The sequence below is a fragment of the Streptomyces sp. NPDC005485 genome (assembly GCF_040606085.1).
Lineage (GTDB): Bacteria > Actinomycetota > Actinomycetes > Streptomycetales > Streptomycetaceae > Streptomyces.
In genome coordinates this window covers 1-16746 of record NZ_JBEXDZ010000072.1, presented here as the reverse complement: position 1 = coordinate 16746, position 16746 = coordinate 1, and the positions used below count along the sequence as shown (strand labels likewise).

The following is a 16746-nucleotide window of genomic DNA, read 5'->3' as shown; positions in this document are numbered from 1 at the left end:
AATGCGGCGATGCCGACTGACACCCGGAAGTGTTCACCGGCGCCCAGAGGGCGTCAAGGTCGCGGACCGCAATGGTTGGGGCGCGGACGCGCCACGAGGCCCGGGACTCCGGACCGTGCCTTCTTCGCGGTGCGGGCCCACAGTGGGGTCGTAAGCCGCCGTGGACGGCTGCGGTATGCGCTTGCGGTTGTCGCGTCGAGGCGGAAGGCCTGCCCCGCCGGCCCGTCAGGCCCGGTGCCGCACGTTCGTTGCTCGCGGCATCGGTGACATCCATGGCGTTGTCGCCGCGGACCGGCGGCTGGCGCACGCAGGACAATCGGGCATGGTCGGCGCGGCAGGGGGCCGGCTCCGTCAAGCCCGCACTCTCCCAGAACGCCTGTGCCTCGAACTCCTGATCTCGCCCGGGCGGCCACCTCTGCTGCCAGCCAGCTTGTGGTCAACCGGCCTGCCTGCCAACCGGCCTGTCGGCCGATCAGCCCCTGCTCGGCTCACCCGCCCCGCAGCCGGCCTGTGTCGGTGCCGTCGCGTGCGCCGCTCCCGAACCGCGCCGGATCTCATGCCCGGGAAAGCCCGCACGGCCCAGCACCCAACTCGCCCCGCTGAGCGCCTTGGCGGCCTGCTTGAGCGGCGCCAGGCAGGCGGCGGCCTGCCGGTGGTCGAGAACGCTGCCCGGCGCACACAGAACGGTCGCCAGCGACAGCGTGACGGCCCGTCCGCCCGCCGACCACGGCGCGTCGAGCACCGCGGCGGCCAACGGGTCGAGTGTGTCGGGGTCCGCGAGGACGAGGAAGTCGTCGCCGCCGATGTGGCCCACCCGCGTCGCGCCGGAGGCCGCGTGCTGCAGAGCCCGGCCCACCGCCCGGATCAGCTCGTCGCCCGCCGCGAACCCCGCACTGTCGTTGACCCGCTTGAAGTGGTCGATGTCCAGCCAGGTCAGCGCGAACATCCGGCCGTCCGCGATCCTGCGGTCCACCTCGCCGGTGATCGCGTCGGAACCGGGCAGCCGGGTCAGCGGGTTGAGGGATGCCGCCTCCTCGACGCGGCTCTCGGCCAGCGCCCGTACAAGATCTGCCAGCCGTACGACACCCACGCACCGTCCGTGGTGGTCGACGACCGCGACGTCGTCGGACGTACGGTCCCGGTCCCCGACCGCCACCACGTCGAGGACCTCCCAAGCGGTGGCGTCGACGCCGACCGTGCGCGGCGCGTCGCCCAGCTTGGCGGCCGGCCGGTCGGCGTACAGCGCATGCCCGTAGCGCCCCGACATCGACAGCAGGAACCGGGAGCGGTGCACCGACCGCACCGGCGCCCCCGTGGCGTCCACGAGCAGCACCCCGGACACGTCGGGAGAGCCCGTGAGCAGCGCCCGCACCTGCCCGGCGGACGCGGTGGCAGGCAGCAGCGCCGCCGGTCGTACGAACTGCCGTACGGGCGGCCCCGAGCGCGGTGTCGTGAGGACGGCGGGGGAGAGCGCCGGAACGTATACGTCCGCCGCGGGCAGCCGGGAAGGCGGCGCGAACAGCTCGCCCTGCGCCCACTGCGCGCCCGCCGCGATCGCGGCCGCGCACTGCCGCTCCGTCTCGACCCCCTCCACCGACAGCAGGGCGCCCAACTGCTCGCACAGGGTCCGCATCGCCCGGATCGCCGCGGGCCGTGCCAGCAGGGAGACGTCGAGCTTCATCAGGTCCGGCGCGAGGTCGGTGAGCAACCGCAGGGGTGCGTCACCGTCGCCCACTCCGTCCGCGCAGATCCGGAAGCCCTCGGCGCGCAGCGCCGCGACCGCCTCCAGCAGGGCGAACTGGGGCACGTGCGTGTACGGCGGACCGATGTCGATCGTCACCTCCCAGGGCCGCCGCCCGGCCTCGCGCACCGCGTCGCGCAGGGCGGCGAGCCCACCGAGATCGGCGAGGGTCCCCGCGAACACGTTGACGTGCAGCGGCAGCAGCGTCTCCTTCTGAGCTGCCGCCCGGATCGCCGACGCGGCGAGACGGCCGTCGAGTTCCGGGTCGCGCCGGGCCTGCGCCAGGACGTCACCGGTCTCCGGGCGTGCGAGTATCTCCAGCGCCGCGACTCCTCCGGTCGTCAGGTTGACGATCGGCTGGAAGGCGAAGCGAAGAGCGTTCGTCCAGGAGGGCACGGGAGCATGATGGCGCCGCAGGCGCACCCCCGGGCGCGATTCATGAGCTGTTCACGCACGATTCCCGACCCGTCACACTGGGTGGGCACACCTGTCCGAACGCCGGGTGTTCGTCCGGCGGGGGAGCGCCGTAGGACTCCGCGATCGCCGCACAGCGTCGAGGGCCGGCGCGCGACCCCTGCGCTACCGCACGGCGACGACCGACGACCCGTGCCCGAACAGGCCCTGGTTCGCGGTGATCCCCACCCGCGCCCCGGCGACCTGCCGTTCACCCGCGACGCCCCGCAACTGCCAGGTCAGCTCGCACACCTGGGCGATCGCCTGCGCCGGAACCGCCTCTCCGAAGGAGGCCAGCCCGCCGCTGACGTTCACCGGTATGCGCCCGCCGAGCGTCGTGGCGCCCTCGCGCAGCAGCTTTGCGCCGTCGCCCTCCGCGCACAGGCCCAGGTCCTCGTACCACTGCAACTCCAGGGCCGTGGACAGGTCATACACCTCGGCGACGGAGAGGTCCTCGGGGCCGATGCCCGCCTCTTCGTAGGCCGCCCGTGCGATCGACGCGCGGAAGGTCTCGGCCGACGGTTCCACGACGGCCGCCGAGTCCGTCGCGATGTCGGGGAGATCGAGCACGGTGCTGGGATAGCGCGGCGTCACCGTGGAGACGGCCCTTATCCGTACGGGATCCGCGGCCCCGTGGCGTCGCGCGAACTCCATGCTGGAAAGCACCAGCGCCGCGCCGCCGTCGGAGGTGGCGCAGATGTCGAGCAGTCGCAGCGGATCGGCCACGACCGCGGAACCGGCGACCTCCTGCGCGGTGACCTTCTTGCGGTAGCGCGCGTTCGGATTGAGCGCCCCCTGCGCCGCGTTCTTCACCTTGACCTGTGCGAAGTCCTCCGGTGTGTCTCCGTACACGGCCATCCGCCGCCGCGCGTACAACCCGAAGTACGTCGGATTCGTGGCCCCCAGCAACCGGAACCGCAGCCAGTCGGGGTCGTCCGCCCGCTCCCCGCCCGCCGGGCGGAAGAACCCCTTGGGCGCCGCATCAGCACCGACCACGAGCACCACGTCCGCGAACCCCGCGAGGATGTGCGCACGCGCGGTGTTGATGGCCTGCGCCCCGGAAGCGCACGCCGCGTACACGCTGGCGACGCGCGCCCCCTGCCAGCCGAGCGCCTTCGCGAAGGTCGCCCCCGCCACGTATCCGGGATAGCCGCCGCGCACCGTGTCCGCGCCCACGATCGAGCCGACGTCCCGCCAGTCGACTTCCGCGTCGGCCAAAGCGGCGCGCGCTGCCACCACCCCGTACTCGACGAAACTCCGCCCCCACTTGCCCCACGGGTGCATGCCCGCGCCGAGCACCGCCACCTCGCCTGTCATGCCGTCACCCCCGTAGGCCGCCATTGCCATGTCGTCCAGGTCGTCTCCGCGTCCTCGCTGAGCACACCGGGGACGACCTCCACCTCCATGCCCACCGTCAGGTCGGCGACGGTGACCCCGGGAACCGTCTGACCGAGCACCACGATGCGCTCGGATTCCAGCTCCACTGCGATCAACGCATAGGGTTCCCACGAGAGTTCCGGATCGGACACGTACGGTGACGGAGGCCGGTAGCGGCTGTCCGTGTACGACCAGACGCGGCCGCGCCGTGACAGCGGCACCTCCTCGAGCTCGCCGCCCGGACAGCCGGGGTTGCGGCAGAAGGCGTCCTCGCGGGGGAAGAAGACCGAGGCGCACGCCGCACAGCGTGTACCGAGGAGATGGAAGTCCTCCCCGTCCCCGGCGAACCATCCTGCGACCACGGGTGTGCGTGCAGGCGACAAGGCCCCTCCATGACACTGGATCTGACGGAACGTCAGAAGTGTGCCACGGGCAACCGTAATCCGGCAGGCCGTCACGGAGAACCATGGGGGCCCTTCCGGCGTCGGAGTATCGGAAGGGACGGCCGGGGCCCACGGGGGTGGTTCCGGCCGCCCCTCGTCCTCCAACAGGGCGGGGCTGCATGCGATCGCTTCCCATGAGGAGCCCGCGCCTGATAGATGCAGGGGGCATGACACGACTCTCCACCGCCGTACGGGGACTGGTGACCACGCTCGCCGCCCTGCTGGCCGTGACCGCCGCCTCCGCCACCGCGCAGGCGAAGCCCGAGCCGAAGGCCCCCAAGGACTTCGTGGCCCTGAGATCCGTGGACCCGACGATCATCCAGGAGATGCGCTACTTCACCACCCACAACTTCGTGGGCGAGCACATCGACGGCTACCGGCAGCCCATCTGCATCCTGACCCGGACCGCCGCCGAAGCACTCCACAAGGCGCAGACGCGACTCCTGCGTCAGGGCTACACCCTCAAGGTGTACGACTGCTACCGCCCCCAGCGCGCCGTCGACCACTTCGTCCGCTGGGCCGAGGACCTCGACGACCAGGCGATGAAGGCCGAGTTCTATCCCCAGGTCGACAAGACCCGCCTCTTCGAGGACGGATACATCGCCGAGAAGTCCGGACACAGCCGCGGTTCGACGATGGACCTCACCATCGTCCGGCTGCCCGCTGTGCCGACCCGGCCCTACGTCCCCGGGGAGACCCTCGTGCCCTGCTATGCGCCCAAGGGCGAGCGCTTCCCGGACAACTCCGTCGACATGGGCACCGGCTTCGACTGCTTCGACACCCTCGCCCACACGCTGGATCCGCGTGTTCAAGGCAGCCGGCGCGCCAACCGGTTGCTTCTGAAGAGCACCCTGGAAGGAACCGGTTTCGTCAACCTCCCCGAGGAATGGTGGCACTTCACGTACAAGCCCGAGCCCTACCCGGACACCTACTTCGACTTCCCCGTCTCCAAGAAGTCCCTCACTTCCTCCCGTTGAGCCTCCGCGGGCCCGCACCGGTGCACGGTACGGGCCCGCCGAGGACGCCCTCGCAGTGATCGGCTACAGTCCGCGGCGTGTCCGCAACCCAGCACCCGCCCGCCGACTTCGCGCCGGATTCCCACTGTTCCAGCTGCGGAGCGCGCTACGGAGAGAACGTCTCCGGCTGGCCCCGCACCTGTGCCGCCTGCGGCACCGTGGCCTACCGCAACCCCCTGCCCGTCGCCGTGGCCCTGCAGCCCGTGTACGACAGCACCGGCACCTCCCTGGTGGTCATCACCCGGACCATCGCTCCCGCGCGCGGAGGCATCGCTCTGCCCGGGGGGTTCATCGACCACCGGGAGGACTGGCGACATGCCGTCGTCCGGGAACTCAAGGAGGAGACGGGCATCGACGCGGCGAGCCACGAGGTACGGCTCGCCGACGCGATGAGTTCCCCCGCCGGGCACCTGCTGCTCTTCGGGCTCCTCCCGGAGCGCCCTGCCGCCGACCTTCCGCCGTCCGCGGCCACGGACGAGACGGAGGGCTGGCACCTGCTGCGCAGACCGGCCGAACTGGCCTTTCCGCTGCACACCCTGGCGGCCCGCGCGTGGTTCGAGGGGCGGTACTGAGCGGGCTGCCACCGGCCCGCCCGACCACAGGTCACGGCGTCCCGAGACCGCGAACCCGCACCGGATACGACGGCTCGACCGAACCGTCGTCCCCCTCCCGCCGCACGACCACCCGTTGCCCCTCCCAGTACGCCACATAGCGCTCGATCTCGGGCTCGTCCCAGCCGTCGCCCCCGTCGGGTACGACGAGCCCGCCCCCAATACGCCCGCGCGCGGGCGCCCACACCTCCAACTCCAGACCGCCGTCGTCACCCCGCACAGGCACCACCGACCCCGCACGGGCCAGCACCGGAATCCGCCCCAAGGGCGCCTCGACGAGCACCTGAGCAGGCCCTTCGTACGCCTCCTCGGTCACCGTGTCGTACCAGCGCCCGCGCGGCAGCTGCACCGCACGCCGGTCCGCCCCGGGGTCGAGCACCGGCGCCACCAGCAGACAGTCGCCGAGCAGGAACGCGTCCTCGCAGTCGCGCAGCGTCCGGTCCTCGGGTGCGCCCCACCACAGAGGACGCACGTACGGCGACCCGGTACGCCGCGCCAGATGCGCCAGGGTCAGGAAGTACGGCAGCAGACGGCGCCGTTCGACGAGCGCCACGCGCGCGTGCTCCAGGACGGCGTCACCGAACTCCCAGGGCTCCCTGCGCCCGGCCCGCAGGCTCGCGTGGGTTCGGAACAGCGGGAGGTATGCGCCGAGCTGGAACCACCGCAGATACAGCTCCGGTGACGGACTGCCGTCGAAGCCGCCCACGTCGGGCCCCGAATACGGCACCCCGCACAGCCCGAGGCCCAGCACCAGCGACAGCGATGCCCGCAGACCCGGCCATCCCGTGGCCACATCCCCGGACCAGGTGCCGCCGTAGCGCTGCATGCCGGCCCACCCGGAGCGCGAGAAGAGGAACGGCCGCTCCTGGGGTGCCAGTTCGCTCAGCCCTTCGTACCCGGCCCGGGCCATGCACAGCGCGTACACGTTGTGTGCTTCACGATGGTCCCCGCCGCGCCCCTCCAGGGAGTGCCGTGCCGAGCGCGGCAGCGTGTTCTCCCCGAAGGCCGTGAACGACGTCGGCTCGTTCATGTCGTGCCAGAACCCGGAGAACCCCTGCGCCAGCCGCTCCTCGTAGAGCCCGCCCCACCACCGCCGCACGCGCGCGTGCGTGAAATCCGGGTACACCGACTCCCCGGGCCACACGACACCACGGACGAGCCGGCCCGCGGAGTCCCGCACGAACGCGTCCTCGACGACACCGCCGTCGTACACGGCGTTGCCCGGCTCGGCCTTGACCGCCGCGTCGACGATCGACACCAGCCGTATGCCGTCGCGGCGCAGCTCCTCGGCGAGTACGGACAGCTTCGGGAAGCGCTCCCGGTCGACCGTGAACACCTGGTGGGCGTCGTAGTGGTCGATGTCCAGATGGATCGCGTCGAGCGGAAGCCCGCGCTCCTGGTACCCCGCGACGATCCGCCGCACCTCCTCCTCGCTGCCGAAGCCCCACCGCGCGTGGTGGTGCCCCAGCGCCCATGCCGGGGGCAGCGCGGGCGCCCCGGTGAGCGAGGCCCAGGCATGCAGCACGCGCGCGGGGGTGCCCACGATCACCCAGCAGCGCAGCGGGCCGCCGTCCATCCGCAGCTCGCTCGTCCCGGCCCGGTCGTGCCCGGAACCGGCGCCCTCCTCACCTTCGCGCAGCTGGACCGTGCCGTCCCACGAGGTGTCGTGGAAGACCAGATGCGTGGCCGCGTCGGAGACCACCATCTGCAGGGGCATGGTGATGTACAGGGGATCGTCGCCGGGCGCGAAGGTGTGCCCCGGATCCGTGTTCCACAGCCGATGGGTTCCGTCGCGCAGCCGGGGGCCGGCCGCACGCCCGCCCAGGCCGAAGAACCGGGCATCGGCGGCCACCTCCGAGCGCTGCAGCCAGCGCGCCGCGCCGCCGTCGACCGGCTCCCACCAGCGGGGCGGCAGATCACGGCGCAGGACCACGCCACCGGGGGTCTGCACCTCGATCGCCCCGTGCCGCGAGACGACGACCGTCGCCCGCTCGGACACGACCCGCCACCCGCCGTCCTTGTCGGGCTCAAGGAGCGCTCGCGGGTCCGGATCGGGACAGCGGCCCGCAAGGGCGTACGACGGCTCGGGATCCGCCCCGTCCCAGCCCCAGAACACGGCTCCGTTGACCGTGACGACGATCCGCAGCTCGGAGCGCGTGAACCGTACGACACCCCCGCCGGGCTCCGGCTTCACATCCTGCACCGGCCCGGGCACCCGAGCGCGCTCTGCCCCCCGCTGCGGCAGCCCGGTGGCATCGGTACGCCTCCTGCGCCACGCCGCCCGCACGGTCCGCAGCCCCTGGGCCGCCCCCACCGAACCAACCACCTTCACCGAACGCACCAGGTCACGACCGTTCATGCTGCTCACCCTGCCATTGACGGCGCCGAATGGGTGAGTCGTTCAACTCCCGTTCACCCGTGGTGGCAGCACATCTTCACGTCGCCGACTATGTGCGGCGCGCCCTGGTGTAGAAGTCGATCACATGGCATCGTCCGTGTCAGCCGCGTGACGCGCACACCCCTGCTCGTGCGCGACCTACGCACACGACGCGCACAGTCCGGGAGCCGCCCCATGTCCACCGCGAACCCCTCGCCGCTCTGGCAGCCAGACGGGGACCGTATCGCCCAGGCGCAGATCACGAAGTTCCAGGCCTGGGCGGCCGAGCACCACGGAGCTCCGTCCGACGGCGGCTACGCGGCGCTGCACCGCTGGTCGGTCGACGAACTGGAGACCTTCTGGAAGGCCGTCGCCGAATGGTTCGACGTACGGTTTTCGACCCCCTACGCGCGCGTACTCGGTGACCGTTCCATGCCGGGCGCCGAGTGGTTCCCCGGCGCGACCGTCAACTACGCCGAGCACGCCCTGCGCGCGTCCGGCACCCGTGGCGACGCGCCCGCCCTCCTGTACGTCGACGAGACCCACGAGCCGATCCCGGTGAGCTGGTCCGAACTGCGCCGCCAGGTCGGATCCCTCGCCGCCGAACTGCGAGCCCTCGGCGTACGCCCCGGAGACCGGATCAGCGGGTACCTCCCCAACATCCCGCAGGCTGTCGTCGCCCTGCTGGCCACAGCCGCCGTGGGAGGCGTCTGGACGTCCTGCGCCCCCGACTTCGGCGCCCGCAGCGTGCTGGACCGCTTCCAGCAGGTCGAACCCGTCGTGCTGTTCACCGTCGACGGCTACCGCTACGGCGGCAAGGAGCACGACCGCCGCGACACCGTCGCCGAACTGCGCCGCGAACTGCCGACACTGCGTGCCGTCGTCCACATCCCGCTGCTCGGCACAGAGGCCCCTGAAGGGGCCCTGGAATGGTCCGCTCTCACGGCCGCGGTCGTGGAGCCCGTCTTCGAAGAGGTGCCTTTCGACCACCCCCTGTGGGTGCTGTACTCCTCCGGCACGACCGGCCTGCCCAAGGCCATCGTCCAGTCGCAGGGCGGCATCCTCGTCGAGCACCTCAAACAGCTCGGCCTGCACTGCGACCTGGGACCGGAGGACCGCTTCTTCTGGTACACGTCCACGGGCTGGATGATGTGGAACTTCCTTGTCTCCGGGCTGCTGACGGGCACCACGATCGTCCTCTACGACGGCAGCCCCGGCTTCCCGGACACCGCCGCCCAGTGGCGCATCGCCGAACGCACCGGCGCGACCCTCTACGGCACCTCCGCCGCGTACGTCATGGCCTGTCGCAAAGCAGGCGTCCACCCGGCCCGTGACTTCGACCTCTCCCGTGTGCAGTGTGTCGCCACCACCGGCTCGCCGCTGCCGCCCGACGGCTTCCGCTGGCTGCACGACGAGTTCGCCGAGAGCGGGGCCGACCTGTGGATCGCCTCCGTCAGCGGAGGCACCGACGTGTGCTCCTGCTTCGCAGGAGCCGTCCCCACGCTCCCCGTCCACATCGGCGAACTCCAGGCCCCCGGGCTGGGCACCGACCTGCAGTCGTGGGACCCCAGCGGCAAACCGCTCACCGACGAGGTCGGTGAACTCGTGGTCACCAACCCGATGCCGTCCATGCCCATCCGCTTCTGGAACGACCCCGACGGCAGCCGCTACCACGACAGCTACTTCGACACCTATCCCGGCGTGTGGCGCCACGGCGACTGGATCACCGTCACCTCACGTGGCTCCGTCGTCATCCACGGCCGCTCCGACTCCACGCTCAACCGCCAGGGCGTGCGCATGGGATCGGCCGACATCTACGAAGCTGTGGAGCGACTTCCGGAGATCAAGGAGTCGCTCGTCATCGGCGTCGAACAGCCGGACGGCGGCTACTGGATGCCGCTGTTCGTCCACCTCGCCCCAGGAGCCGTCCTGGACGAGGCCCTCCTGATCCGCATCAAGCAGACCATCCGCGAACAGCTCTCGCCGCGCCACGTCCCCGACGAGGTCATCGAGGTGCCCGGAGTTCCGCACACCCTCACCGGCAAGCGCATCGAGGTCCCGGTCAAGCGACTCCTTCAGGGCTCGGCCCTGGAGAAGGCGGTCAACCTCGGCTCCGTGGACGACGTCGAACTGCTGCGCTTCTACGAAGAGCTGGCCCGCAAGCGCGCCTGATCAACCCCCGTAGGTGGCCTCGGACTCGCCGAGCACGGCAGCGAAGTCCGAGGCCAGCCGCGCCGCGTCGGCGGGCTCGAGTTCGGCGACCGTGAGGCGTACACCGGGTGCGGAGGCGAGCCGGAAGCGCGAGCCGGCGGCGACCCACCATCCGTAGGACCGCAGCCCGTTCACGACATCGGACTCGTCCCGCACGGGCACCCACACGTTCATCCCGCTCACCGCGTGGGCCCCGATACCCCGCGCGCCGAGCTCTCGGACCAGAGCACCCCGCCGCGTCCCGTACGCCTCCTCGGCCCGTGCGACCAACGCGCGCGTGCCCTCGTCCTTCAACAGGCCGTACACGGTCTCCTGCAACAGATGGCTGACCCATCCCGAGGTCAGCAGCAACCGGCCGTCGTGCCGGGCGAGCGTCGTCGGATCACAGGCCGCCGCGGCCCACCGCAGGTCGGTGCCCAGGAACTTGCTCACGGTCCGCACGTGCACCCACCGCGCCAGACCGCCCCCGGTCAGCGTGTGGAGAGGCGCGCCCGCGACAGCGGACGCGTGGTCGTTCTCCACGACCAGCACATCGGGTTCCCGCTCAAGGACTGCCACCAACGCGTCCCGGCGCGCGCTCGAGAAGCACCCGCCGTACGGATTCTGCGCCCGGGGACTGCACACCACCGCCCGTACACCGACGCCGAGCGCGTCGCGCAACGCCTCGGGACGCATTCCCTGGTCGTCCACGGCGACGGGGACCGTGCGCAGGCCCAACGCCGTCACGAGATCCAGCAGATGGTGATAGCCGGGGTCCTCCACGGCGACGGCGTCTCCCGGACGCAACTCCACGGACAGCAGTCGTCCGACCAGATCCAGGGCGCCGTGCGCGAAGGTCACGTGCTCCGTGGGTACTCCGTCCGGCCCGAGCCAGTTCCGCACCGCGTCCTCCAGCCGCTCAAGGCGAGGCGTGCCGCGGTGCGATCGCGCCCCGGGGGAGAGCCGGGAGGGCGGCACGAGCCCGGGGAGCCGCTCGGGATCCGGATGCCCGCCGGCCAGGTCCCGCAGCCCTGCGGGCACCTTGGGAGGCCGGCGTGACGCCACCGCCGGGGCCGCGGACACAACTGTCCCCCCGCGCCCGCGCGTCACCACGATCCCGCGCCGCCGCAGCTCCTGGTAGGCCGTCGCGACCGTCCCCGGGCTCACCCCGAGCTCGTCGGCCAGCCGCCGAACCGGAGGCAGTGCCTCCCCTGGGTCCAACGAGCCCTCGGCTACCCCTCGTTCGACCGAGGAGGCAATTCCCTTGGCCGTCGCACCCGTGATCGCATATTGTGTTGCCACGTTGCCAAGTATGTATCAATACATAAATGGAAGCAAGGGGGAGCAGTGAGTCCGATACGCCGCGCGGCCGCATGGTGGACCCGCATGCCAGGAGGCTCCGACGGCCGAAGAATGCTCTGGATCGCCCTGGTCGACCGAATCGGCAGCGGCCTGTGGGCCACCGTCTCCGTCCTCTACTTCACGTACGTCACCGGTCTCTCCGTCGCCCAGATCGGCACTCTCGCCGCCGTCTCCGGGGCCATCGGCATCGCCGGAGCGCCGCTCGGCGGCCGCATCGCGGACCGGCTGCCCCTCACCCACGTCCTCATCGCCCTTCAACTGCTGCGGGCCCTGGCCTCCCTTGCCCTGCTCACCACCGACAACTACACCCTGCTGCTGGCCGTCTCGGCCGTCGGCAGCCTCGGCGACCGCGCGGCCAACGTCCTCACCAAGCTGTACGCCGCCCGCGTCTCCGGACAGGACCGCGTCCGCTACCAGGCCGTCAACCGGACCCTCGCCAACGCCGGCTGGGCCCTGGGCGGCCTCGCCGCCGCGGCGGCCCTCGCCCTCGGCACCAGAACCGCATACCAGTGGCTCCTCGTCGGAGACGCCGTCTCCTTCATCGCCGTCGCCCTCCTCACCTCACGCTGCGGCGAACCGCCCTCCCCCTCCCGCACGGTCGCCTCGTCGAAGGACACCGCCCCCGCCCCGCAGACGACCGGGCCCTGGCGCGACCGCACCTACCTGGCATACGTCGCCACGGAGACCGTCCTCTTCCTCGACGACGCCGTCTTCAAGGTCGGCCTCCCGCTGTGGATCGCACACTCGACGAACGCGCCGCACGGCCTCGCCCCGCTGCTCATGGTCCTCAACAACGTGATGGTGGTGGCCCTCCAGGTCCCGCTGGCCAGATTCGGCGCCACCACTGCCGCGGCACGCGCTCTGCTGCTCCCCCTCTCCGCCGCCTTCGCGCTGGGCGGCGTCACCATGGCTCTCTCCGCCATGGGCGGGCCCCTCAGCGCAACCCTCTTCCTGACCGCCTCGGCCGCTGCTTTCACCGCTGCCGAGATGCTTCACGCCACCGTGTCCTGGGAGCTCTCTCTCGCCCTGGCACCCGACGCGGCGCAGGGCGCCTACCTCGGAGCCCACGGTCTGGCACAGTCCGCCCAGCGCAGCATCGGACCACTGGCCGTCACCGCGGCCATCGCCACCGGCCCCGTCGGCTGGACCGTCTTCGGCGCGACCATCGCTCTGACCTGCATCATTCAACACCGACTGGTTCGGGATCCCCTCGTCCGACCGTCGTTGTCAGTGGCGCCCGTTACTGTGAGTGAGCATTGATCGACTGCGCACAGGGGGAAGAATGGCGCACACCCAGCACCAGACCATGCGAAGTGTCCTGCGCCGGGAAATCGCCGGCACCATCGGCCTGCTGACCGACGAACAGGACTTCACAGCGATGCGGCGCTACCGCACCTTCACCTTCGACGACCACACTGCCTATCTCAAACAGGTGGAGGCTCTGCTCAGGACGCTCGCCGCGCAGGGCGGCCACACCGCCGTGGCCCTCTTCGACCCCGAGGAGTACGCGGAGTTCTGCGCCGACAAAGGCCTCGAACCAGACGCCGTGGCCAGCCGCACCCGCTTCACCGCGGAACTGGCGGCCACAGGCCCGACCCTCCTGTACGAGGGACAACCCCTCGCCGAACTGGTCCCGGGCCTCGTCGACGAAGCCATCCGCCAGGCGACCTGGCAGTACGCGACGACGATCCTGGCCCGCATCGGCGACTGCGCGTCCTGCGGAGAGGACGTCGGACGTGCAGCCTTCGCCCGCGCCTCCCATCTGCTCACCCGAATCCTCGCCACCGCCGGCCAGGGCGCCTGCCATCTCGTCTGCAGTGTCGCGGCATCACCCGAAACCCTCGTCGCCGTGCTCCGCACCACTGACCAATCCGAGGGCGTCGCCCGCCTCGACGAGACAGAAGCCCTCGAATTCACCACCGTCCTGGCCCTCGGCATCGCCACCGGAAGCGCCGGGGGACTCGTCATGCGCGTCACCGAGCAGGACACGTCCGACCGTGTCTACGGATGGCGCCTGCGCAACGACGGCCTGGAGCCCCTCACCGCCGGAGAAGTGTTCGACGCCTACTGCACCGACATCGATTCCGGCGACCTCGTCTCCCCGGAATCCGGCGTCGACTACTGCTTCCCGCCCGACCTCGGAGAGCAGGGACAGGGGACAGGGCACATCCACTGACAACGAAAAGGGGCGCCCCACCCGCAGGTGGAGCGCCCCACGGCGCCCGTACGCCGACCGGATCAGGCTGATCGGCTCGACCGGGCGACCGTGTTCCAGCTAGTTGCGCATTGCTACTCGCCGGACAGCACCGCCTGAGCTGCGGTGCGTGCTTCCTCAGCCGTGTCCGCGGCACGCGCGGCCGCGGCGGCACGCTCGCACTGCGCCAGCGTGTACTTGGCGAGAGTCGACCGGACGTAAGGGATCGACGCGGCGCCCATCGACAGGGAGGTGACACCCAGACCGGTCAGCACACATGCGAGCAGCGGGTCCGAAGCGGCCTCGCCGCAGACTCCACAGCTCTTGCCCTCGGCCTTCGCCGCCTCCGCGGACAGCGCCACCAGGTCGAGCAACGCAGGCTGCCACGGGTCCTGCAGACGGGACACCGCGCCCACCTGCCGGTCGGCGGCGAAGGTGTACTGCGCCAGGTCATTGGTCCCCAGCGACAGGAACTCGACCTCCTGCAGAATCGACCGCGCACGCAACGCGGCCGACGGAATCTCCACCATCGCGCCGAACTTCGCCTGCAACCCGGCCTCACGGCACGCATCGGCGAACGCCTTGGCGTCGGTGCGGTCCGCGACCATCGGAGCCATGACCTCCAGGTAGACCGGAAGCCCCTCCGAAGCCTTTGCCAGGGCGGTGAGCTGCGTTCGCAGCACCTCGGGGTGGTCGAGCAGCGTCCGCAGACCTCGCACGCCCAGCGCGGGGTTCGGCTCGTCGCCCGGCGTCAGGAAGTCGAGCGGCTTGTCCGCACCGGCATCCAGCACACGCACCACGACACGCCCCTCGGGGAATGCCTCGAGGACCTGCCGGTACGCATCGACCTGCTTCTCCTCGGTCGGCGCGTTCTTGCTGTCGTCGAGGAAGAGGAACTCGGTACGGAACAGACCGACACCCTCGGCCCCGGCCTCGACAGCGGCCGGCACGTCCGCAGGACCACCGACGTTGGCGAGCAGCGGCACCTTGTGCCCGTCGGAGGTGGCGCCCGGACCGCTTGATGACGACAGCGCCGCCTTGCGCGCCGCGGCAGCCGCCTCCAGCTGGGCCTTCTTGTCAGCACTCGGTTCCACGAAGATCTCACCGGTGCTGCCATCCACCGCGATGACCGTGCCCTCGCTGAGTTCACCCGCACCCGGCAGCGCGACCACGGCGGGCACACCGAGCGCCCGCGCCAGGATGGCGCTGTGGCTGGTCGGCCCGCCCTCCTCGGTGACAAAACCGAGTACGAGAGTGGGGTCGAGGAGCGCGGTGTCCGCGGGCGCGAGGTCACGCGCAATAAGGACGTACGGCTCGTCGCTGTCCGGGACGCCCGGCATGGGCACCCCCAGAAGCCGGGCGACGATACGATTCCGCACGTCGTCGAGGTCGGCCACGCGACCGGCGAGGTACTCACCCGCACCGGCGAGCAGGGCACGGTACGAGGCGAACGCGTCGTAGACCGCGCGCTCGGCCGTGCTGCCGACCGCGATCCGCCGCTCCACATCCGCCATCAGCTCGGGGTCCTGGGCCATCATGGCCTGGGCCTCAAGCACGTGCTGGGCTTCGCCCCCCGCCAGATTGCCGCGTGCAATCAGATCGGCCGCCACAGCTTCGACGGCCTTGCGGGCGCGCCCCTGTTCGCGCTCCGCGTCCTCCGCCGGGATCTGCTTGGCGGGCGGCTCAAGCACCGCCGTTCCCATGTGCCGAACCTCGCCGATCGCCACACCGTGGCTCACGCCGACGCCTCGCAGCGTTGTCTCCATCTCACCCGTCTCCGATTTGTGCGGCGGGCCCCGCCACCGCGGTGGTTGTGTACTTGCCGTCTAGTACGGGTTTGACGTCAGCGCCAGGTGAAGAGCTGGTCGCCGGACTTCACGTCGCCGTCCTCTCGGAGGTCGACGAGAGAGTCGGCCGTGGCCTCAAGGGCCACGATCGGGCACACAGGGGACTTACCGGCCGCCTCGACGGCAGCCGGGTCCCAGCGGACGACAGCCTGACCGCGGGTCACGGTGTCGCCCTTGTTGACGAGCAGTTCGAAGCCCTCGCCGTTGAGCTGGACGGTGTCGATGCCGAGGTGAGTCAGCACACCGTGGCCGTCTGCGTCGACCACGACGAAGGCGTGCGGATGGAGCGAGACGATGACTCCGTCCACGGGGGCGACAGCCTCAGAGGGCTCACGGACGGGGTCGATGGCCGTTCCGGGACCCACCATCGCTCCGGAGAAGACGGGGTCCGGCACAGCGGCGAGCCCGATGGCGCGTCCTGCAATAGGGGACGTCACGGTGGTCATGGGAAGCCTCCCAGGGGTGGAGATTCAAATGGGCCGTCACTGCCTGTACCGGACGGCGCACTGTTGAGCAGGGTATGTCATATGAAGTGCCGGTTCCGCACGAGAGGTCCCGGTTGGCGGCCGTAGAGCACAGCACAAACGATTTGCGCCCGCTCCAAGCCCCCGTGTACAGTCGTACTCCTGCTTGAGGCTGAGCGGCGTGACCAAGCGCCCTTGCCTGGCAGCACCCAACTTGTCAGATCCTATCTCGGGGTCCGTTTCCGCATGCCTGCGGGACGGTGGTCAGAGAGCCGGAGAAACACTGATAGAGTCTGGGAACACGAAGGGAAGCGCCCGGAGGAAAGCCCCAGAAAATGTTCTGCGGGTGAGTACAAAGGAAGCGTCCGTTCCTTGAGAACTCAACAGCGTGCCAAAAATCAACGCCAGATATGTTGATACCCCGTCTCCGGCCGATCGGTCGGGGCGAGGTTCCTTTGAAAAAAGTCCTGCCGGGCATTGTTTCGGTAGGCGCATCAGCGAGGACGCTGTGAACGGTTGGGCTTATTCCGCCCGGCTGTTCCGCTCAACGCGAGTGTTTCGCAGGATTACCTGCACACATTCACGGAGAGTTTGATCCTGGCTCAGGACGAACGCTGGCGGCGTGCTTAACACATGCAAGTCGAACGATGAACCACTTCGGTGGGGATTAG

The 16746-nt window shown here is 70.6% G+C and carries 12 protein-coding genes and 1 rRNA gene; 6 read left to right on the top strand and 7 right to left on the bottom strand.

Features of this window, described 5'->3' with window-relative positions; genetic code table 11:
* Nucleotides 1-472: 472 nt before the first annotated feature.
* The 3 genes from ABZS97_RS23685 to ABZS97_RS23675 all read right to left on the bottom strand — a co-directional run bounded on the left by ABZS97_RS23685 (nucleotide 473) and on the right by ABZS97_RS23675 (nucleotide 3933).
* Entirely contained in the window at nucleotides 473-2137 is a 1665-nt protein-coding gene (locus ABZS97_RS23685) for an EAL domain-containing protein (RefSeq protein ID WP_356140316.1), read from the bottom strand.
* A 183-nt stretch (nucleotides 2138-2320) separates the two neighbouring features.
* The gene (locus ABZS97_RS23680; RefSeq protein WP_356140315.1) at nucleotides 2321-3511 is read right to left on the bottom strand and encodes a lipid-transfer protein; all 1191 of its coding nucleotides are present in this window, start codon (nucleotides 3509-3511) and stop codon (nucleotides 2321-2323) included.
* Nucleotides 3508-3933, bottom strand: coding sequence for a zinc ribbon domain-containing protein (locus ABZS97_RS23675; RefSeq protein WP_356140335.1), 426 nt, complete (start codon nucleotides 3931-3933; stop codon nucleotides 3508-3510). Before ABZS97_RS23675 ends, ABZS97_RS23680 begins: the two co-directional genes overlap by 4 nt.
* Nucleotides 3934-4181: 248 nt before the next feature.
* Here ABZS97_RS23675 and ABZS97_RS23670 point away from each other — a divergent pair, with 248 nt between their 5' ends.
* Nucleotides 4182-4991 carry a M15 family metallopeptidase gene (locus ABZS97_RS23670; protein WP_356140314.1) on the top strand — a complete coding sequence of 270 codons (810 nt, stop codon included), beginning with the start codon at nucleotides 4182-4184 and terminating at the stop codon, nucleotides 4989-4991.
* Nucleotides 4992-5068: 77 nt separating this feature from the next.
* On the top strand, nucleotides 5069-5602 hold the full coding sequence (locus tag ABZS97_RS23665) for an NUDIX domain-containing protein (RefSeq protein WP_356140313.1): 534 nt from the start codon (nucleotides 5069-5071) through the stop codon (nucleotides 5600-5602).
* Nucleotides 5603-5633: 31 nt separating this feature from the next.
* Here the strand turns inward: ABZS97_RS23665 and ABZS97_RS23660 are convergent, their stop codons facing one another.
* A complete protein-coding gene (locus ABZS97_RS23660; RefSeq protein ID WP_356140312.1) occupies nucleotides 5634-8000 on the bottom strand; it encodes a TIM-barrel domain-containing protein in 2367 nt (788 codons plus the stop codon).
* A 213-nt stretch (nucleotides 8001-8213) separates the two neighbouring features.
* Between ABZS97_RS23660 and ABZS97_RS23655 the strand changes: the two genes are divergently transcribed.
* Entirely contained in the window at nucleotides 8214-10190 is a 1977-nt protein-coding gene (locus ABZS97_RS23655) for an acetoacetate--CoA ligase (protein WP_356140311.1), read from the top strand.
* Here the strand turns inward: ABZS97_RS23655 and ABZS97_RS23650 are convergent, their stop codons facing one another.
* A complete protein-coding gene (locus ABZS97_RS23650) occupies nucleotides 10191-11510 on the bottom strand; it encodes an aminotransferase class I/II-fold pyridoxal phosphate-dependent enzyme (protein WP_356140310.1) in 1320 nt (439 codons plus the stop codon).
* Nucleotides 11511-11594: 84 nt separating this feature from the next.
* Between ABZS97_RS23650 and ABZS97_RS23645 the strand changes: the two genes are divergently transcribed.
* A complete protein-coding gene (locus ABZS97_RS23645; RefSeq protein WP_356140309.1) occupies nucleotides 11595-12830 on the top strand; it encodes an MFS transporter in 1236 nt (411 codons plus the stop codon).
* Nucleotides 12831-12852: 22 nt separating this feature from the next.
* Nucleotides 12853-13746 (top strand): hypothetical protein, encoded by an 894-nt coding sequence (locus tag ABZS97_RS23640; RefSeq protein ID WP_356140308.1) that lies wholly within the window; start codon nucleotides 12853-12855, stop codon nucleotides 13744-13746.
* Between the two features lie 113 nt (nucleotides 13747-13859).
* Here the strand turns inward: ABZS97_RS23640 and ptsP are convergent, their stop codons facing one another.
* Nucleotides 13860-15530 carry a phosphoenolpyruvate--protein phosphotransferase gene (gene ptsP, locus ABZS97_RS23635; RefSeq protein WP_356140307.1) on the bottom strand — a complete coding sequence of 557 codons (1671 nt, stop codon included), beginning with the start codon at nucleotides 15528-15530 and terminating at the stop codon, nucleotides 13860-13862.
* 77 nt (nucleotides 15531-15607) lie between these two features.
* Nucleotides 15608-16057 carry a PTS glucose transporter subunit IIA gene (locus ABZS97_RS23630; RefSeq protein WP_356140306.1) on the bottom strand — a complete coding sequence of 150 codons (450 nt, stop codon included), beginning with the start codon at nucleotides 16055-16057 and terminating at the stop codon, nucleotides 15608-15610.
* Between the two features lie 597 nt (nucleotides 16058-16654).
* On the opposite strand from ABZS97_RS23630, the gene ABZS97_RS23625 reads away from it, so the two are divergent.
* Nucleotides 16655-16746: ribosomal RNA gene (locus ABZS97_RS23625) — 16S ribosomal RNA — on the top strand; the annotation flags it as partial.